The 13,513-nt window shown below is 68.0% G+C and carries 12 protein-coding genes; 4 read left to right on the top strand and 8 right to left on the bottom strand.

What is annotated here, in order from left to right; translation table 11 throughout:
- Positions 1-51: 51 nt before the first annotated feature.
- From IFT71_RS02945 to IFT71_RS02935, 3 genes are all read right to left on the bottom strand, one after another.
- Positions 52-534, bottom strand: coding sequence for a pyridoxamine 5'-phosphate oxidase family protein (locus IFT71_RS02945; protein ID WP_031394543.1), 483 nt, complete (start codon positions 532-534; stop codon positions 52-54).
- 78 nt (positions 535-612) lie between these two features.
- Complete coding sequence (locus tag IFT71_RS02940; protein WP_166747990.1) at positions 613-1,791, bottom strand: acetyl-CoA C-acyltransferase; 1,179 nt, start codon at positions 1,789-1,791, stop codon at positions 613-615.
- A gap of 52 nt (positions 1,792-1,843) precedes the next feature.
- Positions 1,844-2,302 (bottom strand): MaoC family dehydratase, encoded by a 459-nt coding sequence (locus IFT71_RS02935; RefSeq protein WP_082451336.1) that lies wholly within the window; start codon positions 2,300-2,302, stop codon positions 1,844-1,846.
- 133 nt (positions 2,303-2,435) lie between these two features.
- Here IFT71_RS02935 and putA point away from each other — a divergent pair, with 133 nt between their 5' ends.
- Positions 2,436-5,486: a bifunctional proline dehydrogenase/L-glutamate gamma-semialdehyde dehydrogenase PutA gene (putA, locus tag IFT71_RS02930; protein ID WP_244654754.1), complete on the top strand. Its 3,051-nt coding sequence runs from the start codon at positions 2,436-2,438 to the stop codon at positions 5,484-5,486.
- 324 nt (positions 5,487-5,810) lie between these two features.
- Here the strand turns inward: putA and IFT71_RS02925 are convergent, their stop codons facing one another.
- Positions 5,811-6,986: a mechanosensitive ion channel family protein gene (locus tag IFT71_RS02925; protein WP_192139040.1), complete on the bottom strand. Its 1,176-nt coding sequence runs from the start codon at positions 6,984-6,986 to the stop codon at positions 5,811-5,813.
- 11 nt (positions 6,987-6,997) lie between these two features.
- Entirely contained in the window at positions 6,998-8,029 is a 1,032-nt protein-coding gene (locus IFT71_RS02920; protein WP_244654702.1) for a DNA topoisomerase IB, read from the bottom strand.
- Between the two features lie 86 nt (positions 8,030-8,115).
- Between IFT71_RS02920 and IFT71_RS02915 the strand changes: the two genes are divergently transcribed.
- Complete coding sequence (locus tag IFT71_RS02915; RefSeq protein WP_107933286.1) at positions 8,116-8,679, top strand: type 1 glutamine amidotransferase domain-containing protein; 564 nt, start codon at positions 8,116-8,118, stop codon at positions 8,677-8,679.
- A gap of 34 nt (positions 8,680-8,713) precedes the next feature.
- On the opposite strand, the gene IFT71_RS02910 is transcribed toward IFT71_RS02915, so the two are convergent.
- Genes IFT71_RS02910 through IFT71_RS02900 form a run of 3 tightly spaced genes read right to left on the bottom strand, consistent with a single transcriptional unit; the run spans position 8,714 to position 11,413 of the window.
- Positions 8,714-9,805 (bottom strand): acyltransferase family protein, encoded by a 1,092-nt coding sequence (locus IFT71_RS02910; RefSeq protein WP_192139039.1) that lies wholly within the window; start codon positions 9,803-9,805, stop codon positions 8,714-8,716.
- Entirely contained in the window at positions 9,802-11,145 is a 1,344-nt protein-coding gene (locus IFT71_RS02905) for a putative O-glycosylation ligase, exosortase A system-associated (RefSeq protein WP_192139038.1), read from the bottom strand. Before IFT71_RS02905 ends, IFT71_RS02910 begins: the two co-directional genes overlap by 4 nt.
- Positions 11,138-11,413 carry a hypothetical protein gene (locus tag IFT71_RS02900; protein WP_192139285.1) on the bottom strand — a complete coding sequence of 92 codons (276 nt, stop codon included), beginning with the start codon at positions 11,411-11,413 and terminating at the stop codon, positions 11,138-11,140. Before IFT71_RS02900 ends, IFT71_RS02905 begins: the two co-directional genes overlap by 8 nt.
- A gap of 18 nt (positions 11,414-11,431) precedes the next feature.
- Here IFT71_RS02900 and IFT71_RS02895 point away from each other — a divergent pair, with 18 nt between their 5' ends.
- Positions 11,432-12,628 carry a TIGR04063 family PEP-CTERM/XrtA system glycosyltransferase gene (locus IFT71_RS02895; protein WP_192139037.1) on the top strand — a complete coding sequence of 399 codons (1,197 nt, stop codon included), beginning with the start codon at positions 11,432-11,434 and terminating at the stop codon, positions 12,626-12,628.
- A gap of 11 nt (positions 12,629-12,639) precedes the next feature.
- On the top strand, positions 12,640-13,503 hold the full coding sequence (locus tag IFT71_RS02890; protein WP_192139036.1) for a hypothetical protein: 864 nt from the start codon (positions 12,640-12,642) through the stop codon (positions 13,501-13,503).
- Positions 13,504-13,513: the final 10 nt, after the last annotated feature.

The following is a 13,513-nucleotide window of genomic DNA, read 5'->3' as shown; positions in this document are numbered from 1 at the left end:
CTCGATCGCGACCGCCGGTCCTGAAACGGGCGGTCGCGATCGGTATCTGGGTCAGCCGACCGAGTCGACGACGGCGTGGCTGCTCGACTCGCTCGACGTGATCGTGCCGCCGAACAGCATCTTGACGCGTCCGGTCAGCGAAATGTCGGTTTCCCAGAGTTCCGCGCTGTTGATGTCGAAGCGCAGCAGCGTGAGGTTGGGGTCTTCCTTGCCGCCCGGAAACCAGGCCTCGACCTGGTTGTTCCACAGCTTGTCGATCTGCGTGCGGTCGTTCATCTGCGAGACGGTGCCGGCCATGCACGCGAAGAAATCATGCCCCTTGCCGACGAACTGCGCCATCGCCGCGCCGCCCTTGGCGATGCGGTTGTCGCGACCGGCGAAGAAGAACAGCACGTTGGGCTGATCGTCGTCGAGCTGTGCGGTCATCGGCTCGGAATGCTGGCCATCGTCGAGGCCGATCATCACGAACGGGCTGGACTTCAGCTTGTCGAGGAAGGTGTTCGCGACTTCCTGCGGGGTATCCTTGTCGGCCATCGTCGTTCTCCTATTGGCTTGGATTGCCACAGAGAACGGGCGGGGCGGAGGATGGTTGCGACCGCCGCCCCGCGACCATCACAGCACCTCGAACAGGCCCGCCGCGCCCATGCCGCCGCCGACGCACATCGTCACGACGACATGCTTCGCGCCGCGACGCTTGCCCTCGATCAGCGCATGGCCGGTCGCGCGTGCGCCGGTCATGCCGTAGGGATGGCCGATCGAGATCGCGCCGCCGCTGACGTTGAGCAGTTCGTCGGGAATGCCGAGCGTGTCGCGGCAATAGAGGACCTGGACCGCGAACGCCTCGTTCAGCTCCCACAGGCCGATATCGTCCATCTTGAGGCCGAAGCGCTTGAGCAGCTTGGGAATCGCGACGACCGGGCCGATCCCCATCTCGTCGGGTTCGGTGCCGCCGACCGCCATGCCGATATAGCGACCGAGCGGCTGCAGCCCGCGCTGCGACGCGATCTTCTCCTCCATCAGCACCGAGGCGGACGACCCGTCGGACAGCTGGCTGGCATTGCCCGCGGTGATCGTCATGTCGGGGCCCATCACGGGTTTCAGAGACTGGAGACCCTCGAGCGTGGTGTCGGCGCGGTTGCCCTCGTCGCGGGCGATCGTCACCTCCTTGTAGGTGACGTCCTTGGTCTCCTTGTTGACGATCGCCATGTTCGCGGTGACGGGGACGATCTCGGCGTCGTAATAGCCCGCGGCCTGCGCGGCGGCGGTGCGCTGCTGCGACTGGAGTGCATAGGCGTCCATCGCGTCGCGCGTGATGCCGTAGCGCTTGGCGACGACTTCGGCGGTCTGGAGCATCGGCATATAGACGTCGCGGTGCATTGCGAGCAGTTCGGGATCGGGGGCGACGCGCATCTGCGGCGTCTGGACGAGGCTGATGCTCTCGACCCCGCCGCCGATGGTGATGTCCATCTGGTCGGTGATGATCTGCTTGGCGGCGGTGGCGATCGCCATCAGCCCGCTGGCGCACTGGCGGTCGAGCGACATGCCGCTGACCGTCGTCGGCAGCCCGGCGCGGAGCAGCGAGGTGCGCGCGATATTGCCCGCCTGATGCCCCTGTTGCAGCGCGCAGCCGAAGACGACGTCGTCGACGTCGCCCCCGTCGATGCCGGCGCGCTCGACCGCGGCCTTGATCGCGTGGCTGGCGAGCGTCGGCGCGGGGGTGTTGTTGAATGCACCGCGATAGGCGCGGCCGATCGGGGTGCGGGCGGTGGAGACGATGACGGCTGAACGCATGATGCTATCCCTTTTTCTGAAGTCCCCTCCCGCAAGCGGGAGGGGAGCGGTATCAAACGAAAACCTGGCTGATCCATTCGGCGATCAGGGCGGGCTTGTCCTGGCCCTCGATCTCGACCGCGAAGCTGTTGGTCTGCTGCCACTGGCCGGGGCGCTTCTCGTCGAACGACAGCAGCTTGAAGCGGCCGCGGACCTTCGATCCCGACCGGACGGGCGTGAGGAAGCGGACCGAATTGCCGCCGTAATTGACGCCCATCTTCGCGCCCTCGATGGTCGGTGCGTCGGGGATCTTCGACGACAGGAGCGGCATCAGCGAGAGCGTGAGGAAACCGTGCGCGATCGTCCCGCCGAACGGGGTCTGGGCCGCGCGGGCGGGGTCGACATGGATGAACTGATGGTCGCCGGTGGCGTCGGCGAACTTATCGATCATGCCTTGCGTGACCTCGACCCAGTCGGACAGCGTCTCGGTGCCGACGCGGTTCTGCATCTCGGCAGTGGTGATCGTCGCCACGGCATTCCCCTCCTAGCCTGTTTGGCGCTAAGCGCAGCGACGTCTCTAGGCGTACAGGCTGGCCGACCGCAAGCCTCACCCAACCGGAAGCTGGAAAATGTCGACTGCCGTAACCTCCAATGCCCGTAACACCATGGCAAAGCTGTACCGCGCAAGCGAACCCGATGTTCTAAAACCGCTGCTGGAGCGTGCCGCGCTCGATTCGGATTCGCGTGAGCGGGTGATGGGTCATGCGCTCGGCCTGCTCGCCGACCTGCGCGCGGCGCAGAGCAAGGGCTGGGTGAACCAGTTCCTCCAGGAATATCGGCTGAATTCGTCCGAAGGCGTCGCGTTGCTCAGCCTCGCCGAGGCGTTTTTGCGCGTGCCCGATCCCGAGACCGCGGACCTGCTGATCGCGGACAAGCTGGGCGATGCCGACTGGCGTGCGCATGCGGGCAAGTCGAATTCGAAGCTCGTCAATTCGGCGACCTGGGGGCTGGTGGTCGGCCGCGTGCTGGTCGGCGAGGGCGCGACCGGGCCGCTGCGCCGGCTGATCAGCCGGGCTGGCGAGCCGTTCGTGCGCCAGGCGGTCGGGGCGGCGATGAAGATGATGGGCGAGATCTTCGTGATGGGCCGCACCATCGACGAGGCGATGAAGCGGATGCGGCGGCCGGAGAACAAGGGCTTCACCGCGAGCTTCGACATGCTGGGCGAAGCGGCGCGGACGCATGCGGATGCGCAGCGCTATTTCCAGGCCTATGTCGGTGCGGTCGATGCGGTCGGGCGCGATCCGGCGGCGGGGCATTCGATCTCGGTCAAGCTGTCGGCGCTGCACCCGCGCTATGAGGTCGCGCGGTGGAGCGAGTGCGTGCCCGCGCTGACCGAGATGCTCGAGGCACTGGCGGTGCAGGCGGCGTCGAAGGGCATTGCGCTGACCGTCGATGCGGAGGAGTCCGAGCGGCTCGAGATGAGCCTCGACATCATCGGCACGGTCGCCGGGCTGCCGTCGCTGAAGGGCTGGGACGGGTTCGGCATGGCGGTGCAGGCGTATGGCAAGCGCGCGCGGCCGGTGATCGCATGGGCGAACGGGCTCGACCGCGTGATGAACGTGCGGCTGGTCAAGGGCGCGTACTGGGACAGCGAGATCAAGCGGACGCAGGTCGAGGGGCTGGCGGACTATCCGCTGTTCACGCGCAAGGCGGCGACCGACGTGTCGTATCTGGCGGTCGCCAAGGACATGCTGGCGGCGGAGAATATCCGGCCGGCGTTCGCGAGCCACAATGCGCTGACGGTCGCGACGATCATGGAATGGGCGGGCAACAGCCGCGATTTCGAGTTCCAGCGGCTGCACGGCATGGGCGACGGGCTGTACGAGCGGCTGGTGCAGGAGAATGGCTATCATTGCCGCGTCTATGCGCCGGTCGGTGGGCACCGCGACCTGCTGGCGTATCTCGTCCGGCGTCTGCTGGAGAATGGGGCGAATTCGAGCTTCGTGCATCAGCTGGCGGATGAGCGGCTGACCGAGGGGGAGATTCTCGCGGATCCGGTGGCGAAGATCGCCGCGGTCGGGGGCAAGCGGCATCCGAGCATTCCGTTGCCGGTCGACCTGTTCGGGGCGGGCGGGCACCGGAATTCGGCGGGGCTGGATTTGAGTGACGTGGATACGCTGGCGGCGACTGTTAAGGTGGTGAATGCGCCGGTTGGTTCGTCAGGGCACCACCCCGGCGAAGGCCGGGGCCCAGTTGGGGGCGGTGATGCGGCTGAGGGCGGCGCGTCGTCACGGCAGCCTTCCCAACTGGACCCCGGCCTTCGCCGGGGGGGAGCAGAAGAGTTGGGCGGGGATCAGGTCACGGCCGCGATCACCCGCGCGCAGGCGGCGTTCCCGGGCTGGTCGCGGTCGCCGGTCGAAGAGCGCGCGGCGTGTCTCGACCGGCTGGCCGACCTGCTCGAAAAGCATCGCGACGAGCTGATGGCGATCTGTGTGCAGGAGGCGTTCAAGACGATCCCGGACGCGATCGGCGAGGTGCGCGAGGCGGTGGATTTCTGCCGCTATTATGCGCAGCAGGCGCGCGCGAAGCTGCAGCCGATCGAACTGCCGGGGCCGACCGGCGAGCGCAACATGCTGCATATCGAGGGGCGCGGCGTCTGGGCGACGATCGCGCCGTGGAACTTCCCGCTGGCGATCTTCCTGGGGCAGACGGTGGCGGCGCTCGTCACGGGCAATGCAGTGGTGGCCAAGCCCGCGCCGCAGACGCCGCGGATCGCCGCGCGGGCGGTCGAACTCGCGCATGAGGCGGGCGTGCCGGCCGACGTGCTGGTCCTGGTCACGGGCGGGCCGGAGGTCGGTGCGGCGCTGACCGCGGACGCGCGGATCCAGGGCGTGGCGTTCACGGGGTCGACCGCGACCGCGCGCAAGATCGCACGCGCGCTGCTCGAGGACGACAGCCGGCCGATCGTGCCGCTGATCGCGGAGACGGGCGGGATCAACGCGATGATCGTCGATTCGACCGCGCTGCCCGAGCAGGTCGTGGCGGACGTGATCGCCTCGTCCTTCCGCTCGGCGGGGCAGCGTTGCTCGGCGCTGCGGCTGCTGCTGGTGCAGGAGGATATCGCGGACGGCGTGATCGAGATGCTGTCGGGCGCGATGGACACGCTGAGGATCGGCCGTGCGGGCGATCCGGCGACCGATGTCGGGCCGGTGATCGACCAGGCCGCCTATGACCGGCTGATGGCGTATCGCGCGCGGGTGGCGGCGAAGACCGTCAAGACGCTCGACGTGCCCGCGGACGGCCTGTTCGTGCCGCCGACTTTGGTGCGGATCGGCGCGATCGAGGATCTGAACGAGGAGTGGTTCGGGCCGATCCTCCATGTCGCGACTTGGGAGGCGGGCAAGCTGAGCGAGACGATCGCGCGGGTCAACGCCAAGGGCTACGGCCTGACGATGGGGCTGCACAGCCGGATCGCGCGCGCGGCCGAGGTGATCGAGGCAGAGGCGGCGGTCGGCAACCTGTACATCAACCGGTCGATGATCGGTGCGGTGGTCGGATCGCAACCGTTCGGCGGCGAGGGGCTGTCGGGGACCGGGCCCAAGGCGGGCGGGCCGCGCTATCTCTACCGTTTCTGTGCGGAGCGGGCGGTGTCGGTCGATACGACGTCGGCTGGCGGGAATGCGACGTTGCTGTCGCTGGATGAGGGCGGGATCTGAGGGGGCTTTTCTAGGCCTATTTACCTTCGCCTCGTCATGCTCGCGGAGGCGGGGATCCATAGTGGCTGGCGGTGGGGGGTATCGCGATCCGTTGAGGATATGGATCCCCGCCTTCGCGGGGATGACGGAGGGGGGTGGGCTTTATCTTGTATGAGACGTGCCGCGCTTCCTTCGTCCTCCCCGGCGGAGGCCGGGGCCCAGTTGGGGGACGGGCGTAACGACGGGTGCGTTCCGTTACTGCGGCCTCACCAACTGGGCCCCGGCCTTCGCCGGGGAGGTGTAACAGGTTGGCGTGGCGAGTACCCTTCAGACCCGGGGGCGGCGTCAGGTGGATGGTGTATTTGCGCCTGACCGCTGCGCTTCCCCGTACGGCATCACGATCGACCCGTCCGGGGCGGCGGTGAGGTTGACCTGGGTGGGGAAGGCGATCTCTATCTTTTCGTCGTTGAACCGCTGGAGGATGGCGATGCCGACGGCGGTGCGGCCGTTGTAGAAGCTGGCATAGTCGGGGCCGTCGCTGTCGAACTGGACCTCGAAATCGAGGCTCGATGCGCCGAAGCCGGTGAAGCCTGCGCGGACGAAGATCTTGCCCTGCGCCTCGACCACGTCCTTCAGCATGTCGGGAATGCGCGCGCAGATTTCGGCGGGGGTGAAATAGGTGACGCCGATGATGAACTTCGCGCGGCGGTGATTGCGCTGCGTGTTGTTGAGGATCTCCTTGTTGAGGAGATTCTTGTTAGAGATGACCCGCTCTTCGCCGTCGATGCCGCGGATGCGCGTCGATTTCAGGCCGATCGCCTCGACGCTGCCCGAGGCGGTGTCGTAGCTGATCGAATCGCCGCGGCGGAACGGGCGGTCGAAGATGATCGCGAGCGCGGCGAACAGGTCGGCGAAGATGCCCTGCGCGGCCAGACCGATCGCGATGCCACCGACACCGAGGCCCGCGACGAGGCCGGTCACGTTGACGCCGAGATTGTCGAGCACGACGACCATCGCGACCGCGAACACGACGAAGGTGACGAGCAGGCGGATCAACCCCATCGCCGACAGCAGCGCCTCACCCGAATAATGTTCGGACTGGGTGCGGTGCTCGATCGCGCCTAGGATGATCTCGCGCACCCAGACCGCGACCTGGAACACCGCGGCGACGGTGAAGAGGAAGTTGACCGTGGTCGCGACCTCGCCCGGTGCGGCGGAATAGCCGTCGACGAGCTTGGCGGCGAGCATGACGATGAAGAAGTTGCTGGTCCGTGAGACCGCCTTGCCGACGACGATCCCCCAGCCGTTGAGCGCGCGCGGGCGTTCGCACAGCCGGCTGCCGAAGCGGCGTGCGGTGTGGAGCGCGAGGACGATCAGCGCGCCGGCGCCGAACGCGATCAGGATCTGCAGCCAATAGGCCTGGACCCAGGCGAGGCTGGCGGTGACAAAGCCCTGTGCCTGGCTGCCGACATCGCTCGCGTTGAAGATGGGGGCCTTGGCGACGCTGTTCGTATTGGACATCTGGATACTCGTCAGGCCGCGACGGTGATGGTCGCGGGCGTGCCGGCTTCGAGGAAGGCGATCAGGCCGCATTCCTCCCGGCTGAGATAGCGCTTGGCGCGCGGGAGGCGGAGCGCCTTGCGGAAGGTCGACTGGCCCTGTTTGACGAGGTCGATCAGGGCCGGGTGGACATAGCTTTTCCGCGCGATGGCATGCGTGTTGCCGAGCCGCGCGACGACCGGTTCGAGCATCGCCTTCAGGCTGAGATCGCGCTCGGCCGAGGCGAGCGCCTCGAACGCGGCGACGCTGGCGGCCCAGGTGCGGAAGTGCTTGGCGGTGAAGTCGGTGCCGGTGACCGCCTGGATATAGGCGTTGACGTCGCTCGACGTGACGGGATGCGCCACGCCGTCATCGTCGAGCCAGGCGAAGAGATGCTGTTCGTCGAGATCCTGGCATTTCTTCACGAAGCTGCTGAGCGAGCGGTCGGTGATCCGGAGCGTCCGCATCTTGCCCGACTTGCCCTTATATTCGAGCCGGAGCGTGGCGCCCTTCACCGCGCCGTGGCGCTTGCGGAGCGTGGTCGCGCCGAAGCTCTCGTTCGCGGCGGCATAGGCCTCGTTCCCGATGCGGATATGCCCGCCGTCGAGCAGGCGGAGGACCGCGGCTACCGCGCGGTCACGGCTGAGCGAGCGTTTGCGCAGATCGGCCTCGACCGCCTTGCGCAGCTTCGGGAGGGCGAGACCGAAATCGGCGCAACGCTCATATTTCGCGGCGTCCTGCGCCTCGCGGAAGCCGGCGTGATAGCGATATTGCTTGCGACCCTTCTCGTCCCAGCCGACCGCCTGGATGTGACCATTGGGCTTGGGGCAGAACCAGGCGTTGCTGTAGGCGGGGGGCAGGCCGACCGCGTTGAGCCGGTCGATCTCGTCACGGTCGGTGATGCGGGTGCCCGATGCGTCCCAATAGCCCCAGCCGGCGCGCATCTTGCGGCGGGAAATGCCGGGCTTGCTGTCATCTGAATATACGAGTCTGCTGGGCAATGCGTCGTTCCTTCCGGCCGTCATTCGAAATGTTCGGGCGGGCGCATCGTTCCGGAACGACCGGCGCGGCGCGGGGTTGAGGGGGCACGGGATTTCACTGGAGACATGACATGGCCGATCTTTCCCAGGCACGCATTCTGATCCTCGCCACCGACGGTTTCGAGACCGTCGAGCTGTTCGAACCCAAGAAGGCGCTCGAGGCGGTGGGCGCGAAGGTGACGCTCGCGTCGATCAAGACCGACCCGATCCAGGGCATGAAGGGCGACATCAACAAGGCGGAGACGATCACCCCCGAGCTGACGCTCGATGAGGTCGATACCGACGATTACGACGCGCTGGTGCTGCCCGGTGGCGTCGCGAACCCCGACGCGATGCGCGTCCAGGAGCGCGCGATCGAGATCATCACCGAGTTCATGGAGGACGGCAAGATCGTCGCGGCAATCTGCCACGCGCCCTGGCTGCTGGCCGAGGCGGATGTGATCGACGGGCGCCGGCTGACGAGCTTCCCGTCAATCCGCACCGATCTGGAGAATGCCGGCGCGGAGGTGGTCGACGAGGAGGTCGTGGTCGACGACAATCTGATCACCAGCCGCAAGCCCGACGACATCCCCGCGTTCAACAAGGCGATCATCGCGGCGCTCGAGGAAGAACTGGCGGACGAGCCGGTCGACTGACAGCCGACGGCAAGAGGCGACGAAATACCGGGGGTCAGCGCGTTCGCTGGCCCCTTTTTGCTGCATGTCCAAAGCGGTTGATCCAGGCTTGCGCGGGCCGCTCGACGCCGTGGTACAGCGCGAGGGAGGCCAGCAGGATCCCGAGGAGAAGCGCGCCGATCAGGAGCGGCGGGACCGCGACCGCGCTGGCGACGAACGCCATCTTGAACGCGGTCCAGAGCAATGAATGGCTGAGATAGGTCGAAAAGCTGATCTCGCCGAGCCGGTGCAGCGGCCATGAGGCGAGCGGGTTGCGGGGCCGGCTGGAGGTCAGCGCGAGCGCGAGCAGCAGTGCCGCGAGTGCGGCCGGCACCGCGACGATCTCGTTAAGAAGGCCGGTTGCGAAGCTCGCAAAGCCCAGGCCGCTGACGCACAGCGCCGCGACGATTGCACGCCGGGGCTGCTCGCGGTGGCGCAGCCACAGGGCTGCGACCGCGGTGCCTGCTGCGAATTCGGTGACGCAGCGCAGGACGCCGAACCAGGGGATCGCCTGGCCCAGCGTCGCCATGCCGTTCGATCGCATGACATAGGCAAGCAGGCCCAGCGCGACGGCGATCGCCGCGATCAGGCCGGGTGTCGGGACGCGGCGCCAGTCGATGACGAGCGGGAGCAGCGGGAAGGCGAGATAGGCGAACATCTCGCTCGAGATCGACCAGGCGGGATCGTTCCAGTCTAGCGCGGTGATGCCGAACCAGTCGCGCGTCATCGGCCAGTTCTGGAGCAGGACGATATGCACCGGCAAGCGGTCGAGCGGGAAGCGCGGGTCGGGCGGTCGTCCGGTCAGCGCGAGCGCAGCGACGATGAGCAGCGCGAAACCGAGCATGACGAGGTGGAGCGGCCAGATCCGCGCGACCCGGCGGCGCAGGAAGCCGGGGATGGCGCGCCAGCGCTGCACGGTGATCCGGTCGGCATAGCTCAGCCAGATCACGAAGCCCGAGAGCAGGAAGAAGAAGTCGACCGCGAGATAGCCCTTGGCGAGAACGCGCTGCACGCCGTCGGACACGCCGAGCGCGGCGCGGAGATGGAACAGCACGACGAACCAGGCGGCGACGCCGCGCGCGCCGGTCAGCGCCCGGAGTTCGCTCATGCGGGCAGGGGCGTGCGCGCGGGACGACGCATCGGACGGAAGCTCGCGTCACGGCGCTTGCGCCCGAGATAGGTGTCGAGCCCGATCTGTGCGCCGATCAGCATGTAGATGAACGGCTGGAACGCGATCGCGATGAACGCCGCTCCGAGCAGATAGACGAGATGGCCGGTCTGCAGCGCGGCGGCGAGCGGGCCGGCCCAGGCGAACTCTCCCGCGGGATCGCGGTAGCGGCGGCGCAGTATCTCCATCCGGACCAGGCCGCCGAGATTGAGGACCAGCCACAGCGCGAGCCCGAAATAGCCCTGTTCGCCGAGCATCTCGAAATAGGCGCTGTGATAGGCGCGCGCCTTGTCTTCTTCGACACGGCCCGGCGTCGCAGCACCGGCCCCGGCGAGGTCGTAGCGGATGCGGTTGCCGCGATACGCTTCGAACCCGCCGCCGAACGGATGCGATTTGGCATAGTCGATCGTCCACTGCCACACCGCGATCCGGGTCGAGGCGGATTCGTCGGCCTGGTAGGTCTTGATCGTGTTCATGCGGTCGGTGAAGGTCGAGGGCAGGAAGGGGATCGCGATCAGCCCGAGTGCGGCCAGCCCCGCCAGATACAGCGCCTTGCGCTTGACGACGCGGAGCGACAGGACCGCGAGCAGCGCGATGCAGAGCAGACCGGTGCGCGTCGAGGTGCCGACCGGGATCAGCAGACAGGCGAAGACGAGCGCGACGCAGAAGCCGCGCACGCGCCAGTCGGGTCTGAAGATCGTCCCGTAGCGCATGAACCAGATAATGATCGGGATGATCGCGACCGCGACCGCGCTGATCGTGCTGCCTTCGTAGAGCCCCGAATTATTGTCGACCATCAGGTTCAGCTGGCCATAGCCGCCGCCGCCGCTGGCGATCGTCTTGATCCCGCCGACGATGATGATCGAGGCCGCCGACAGGATCATGAACAGCAGCAGCGCCTCGATCCGGAGCCGGGTGCGCAGTGTCAGCGGCAGGAAGGCGGCAAAGGCGAGCGCCTTCCAGACCCAGTCCCATTTGTCCTTCGCCTCGATCGGGAAGTCGGCGGCGAGCGTGGTCGCCCAGCAATAGAGCAGCAGCACGACGATCAGCAGCTGGCGCGGCGCGACCCGCGTGTCGCGCTTGTCGTCCGCGATCAGCCAGCCGCCGACCGCCAGCGCGACCGCGATCAGCGAGATCGGGACGGTGTTGAGCAGCAGATAGGTCAGCCGCTGCGGCGAGACGATGTCGATATAGACATAGGCGAGGACGAGCAGGAACGGACGCCGGAACCCGAGCGCGAAGATCGCAGCCAGAAAGGCGATGAAGGCGAGATCACGCACGCGGGCGGCGTCCGGTACCGCGTGCCGCCGGGCGGTCACCGGCGGGCGTGCCGTCACCCTCGCGATCGTTGCCGGCTTCCGGCTCGGAATCGAGATCGGGGCGGCGGAGCAGCAGGATCGCGGCGAGCATCATCAGGCCGTGCGTCAGGCCCAGCGCGAAATTGTCGATCATCGGCCGGCCTTTCCGTGTCTGCGCGGTCCCGTTGCCGCCCGTGTCCGTCGCAGCGGCATAGGCCATGGCGGTTGACGCGCCGTTAAGCGCTGTCATGGCAACACGCTACTCACGATGCGCATTCTTCATATCCTCGACCACGGCCTGCCCCTGCAGAGCGGCTATACCTTTCGCACGCGGGCGATCCTCAAGGCGCAGGAGGCGCGCGGCTGGACGGTCGCGGCGGTGACCGGGCAGCGTCATGGGCCGGCCGGTGCCGCGGTGGAGTCGGTCGACGGGCTGACCTTCCATCGCACGCCGGCGACGCGCCGGCCGGGGCCGCTGGGCGAGATCGCCGGGATCCGCGCCTTTGCCCGCCGGATCGAGGCGGCGGTCGATGCCTTTCGCCCCGATATCCTGCACGCGCATTCGCCGGTGCTCGATGCGTTGGCCGGCCTCATCGTCGCGCGGCGGCGCAAGCTGCCGCTGGTCTACGAGATCCGGGCGTTCTGGGAGGATGCCGCGGTTGGCAACGGGACCGGGACCGAGGGATCGCTCGCCTATCGGACGACGCGCGCGCTCGAGACCTGGGCGGTCGGTCGTGCGGACGGCGTCGCGGTCATCTGCGAAGGGCTGCGCGACGACCTGATCGCGCGGGGGATCGACGGGGGCAAGATCATGGTGTCGCCCAACGGCGTCGACCTGACGCTGTTCGGGGCGGTCCCGCCGCGCGATGACGCGCTGGCGGCGACGCTGGGGCTCGACGGCAGGGACGTGGTCGGCTTCATCGGCAGCTTCTATGACTACGAAGGGCTGGACGACCTGATCGCGGCAATGCCCGCGCTGGTCGCCGCACGGCCGGACGCGCGGCTGCTGCTGGTCGGGGGCGGGCCGATGGCGGATGCGCTGGCGGCGCAGGCCGCGGCCTCGCCGGTCGCGGACGCGATCCATTTCGTCGGCCGGGTGCCGCATGCCGAGGTCGAGCGCTATTACGGGCTGATCGACATCCTCGCCTATCCGCGCAAGCGGATGCGGCTGACCGATCTGGTCACGCCGCTCAAGCCGCTCGAGGCGATGGCGCAGGGGCGGATGGTGGCCGCGTCGGACGTGGGCGGACACCGCGAGTTGATTCGTGACGGGGATACGGGCACGCTGTTCCCACCCGACGATCCGCCAGCGATCGCGGCGGCACTGGCGGGGATGTTCGACGATCGCGCGGACTGGCCGTCGCGCCGCCAGCGCGCGCGGGCGTTCGTCGAGCGCGACCGTAACTGGTCGTCAAACATTTTGCGTTACGAACCGCTTTACCATCGGCTGATACAGGCCGAATGACGGACCATGGCATGACCGAATTCCATCGACAGTCCCCGATCCGCCACCTTCCCGTCGCCGCTGCGCTGCTCGTCGCGGTCGCCGCGATCCTTGGCTTCGTTGCGATGCCGGGGACGATGCTCGAGGAACTGGTCTGGCGGACCGGCGTCGCCGCGCTGATCCCCGCCGCACAGCCGCCGCTGGGGATGACCGCGCGCGTCGTTCTCGCGCTCGCCACCGCGGTCATCGGCGCGGCGGTGACCTGGTCGGCGCTGTTCCTGCTGGTGGGGCCGGGGGGGCTGCTGGTGCGTCCGCCCCGTCGTCGCGACGACGGCGTGCCGGTCGTCCGCCGGGCCGATGCGCATCCCGACGCGCCGCCACGTCGGCCGATGACCGCGGCCGATCTTGGGACGCCGATGATGGAAGTGACGGCGGCGAATCCGGTCACGCTCGAGCGGTCGATCCCGGCGGACCTCGACCAGCCGCTCGCGGCGTTCGACCCGCATGCGATCCTGCCGGTGCCGATGGCGCCGATCCCGCCCGTGGCGCCGCTGGTGCAGGCCGAGGCGGCGCCGGTCGCGCCAGCCACTCCGGTGGAAGACGAGGAGCGGGTCGAAGCATTAGCCGACGCATCCGTCGCGATCGACGAGCCGGTGCAGGCCGCGACGGTCCCGATCATGGTCAGCGAGCCGGTCGCGCCGCGAGTTTCCGTGGCCTGGTCAGCGCCATCGCCGGTTCCACCGTCAGCTGGTGCGGTAAACGGTGCGGCGCGGCATGAGCCGCGTCTGGTCGATACGCCGGCGCCGGCTGCATCGCCGTCACCACCCTCGATCGAGTCGCTGTTGCGGCGGCTGGAGCAGGGTGCGACCCGGCGGCGTCAGGCGACATCGGGCTGACATACCGCGA

The organism is Sphingomonas sp. CFBP 13733, from assembly GCF_014841795.1.
In the GTDB taxonomy this organism is placed as follows: domain Bacteria; phylum Pseudomonadota; class Alphaproteobacteria; order Sphingomonadales; family Sphingomonadaceae; genus Sphingomonas; species Sphingomonas aerolata.
The sequence above is the reverse complement of the archived record's forward strand: the minus strand, read 5'-3'. Positions and strand labels throughout refer to the sequence as shown.

What these genes read in the sequence shown, in the direction of transcription:
- IFT71_RS02900 (WP_192139285.1), bottom strand. Translation starts at nt 11,413, where the DNA reads ATGACAGCGCTTAACGGCGCGTCAACCGCCATGGCCTATGCCGCTGCG.
- IFT71_RS02925 (WP_192139040.1), bottom strand. Translation starts at nt 6,986, where the DNA reads ATGTCCAATACGAACAGCGTCGCCAAGGCCCCCATCTTCAACGCGAGC.
- IFT71_RS02910 (WP_192139039.1), bottom strand. Translation starts at nt 9,805, where the DNA reads ATGAGCGAACTCCGGGCGCTGACCGGCGCGCGCGGCGTCGCCGCCTGG.
- IFT71_RS02945 (WP_031394543.1), bottom strand. Translation starts at nt 534, where the DNA reads ATGGCCGACAAGGATACCCCGCAGGAAGTCGCGAACACCTTCCTCGAC.
- IFT71_RS02915 (WP_107933286.1), top strand. Translation starts at nt 8,116, where the DNA reads ATGGCCGATCTTTCCCAGGCACGCATTCTGATCCTCGCCACCGACGGT.
- IFT71_RS02895 (WP_192139037.1), top strand. Translation starts at nt 11,432, where the DNA reads ATGCGCATTCTTCATATCCTCGACCACGGCCTGCCCCTGCAGAGCGGC.
- IFT71_RS02920 (WP_244654702.1), bottom strand. Translation starts at nt 8,029, where the DNA reads ATGACGGCCGGAAGGAACGACGCATTGCCCAGCAGACTCGTATATTCA.
- IFT71_RS02890 (WP_192139036.1), top strand. Translation starts at nt 12,640, where the DNA reads ATGACCGAATTCCATCGACAGTCCCCGATCCGCCACCTTCCCGTCGCC.
- IFT71_RS02940 (WP_166747990.1), bottom strand. Translation starts at nt 1,791, where the DNA reads ATGCGTTCAGCCGTCATCGTCTCCACCGCCCGCACCCCGATCGGCCGC.
- putA (WP_244654754.1), top strand. Translation starts at nt 2,436, where the DNA reads ATGGCAAAGCTGTACCGCGCAAGCGAACCCGATGTTCTAAAACCGCTG.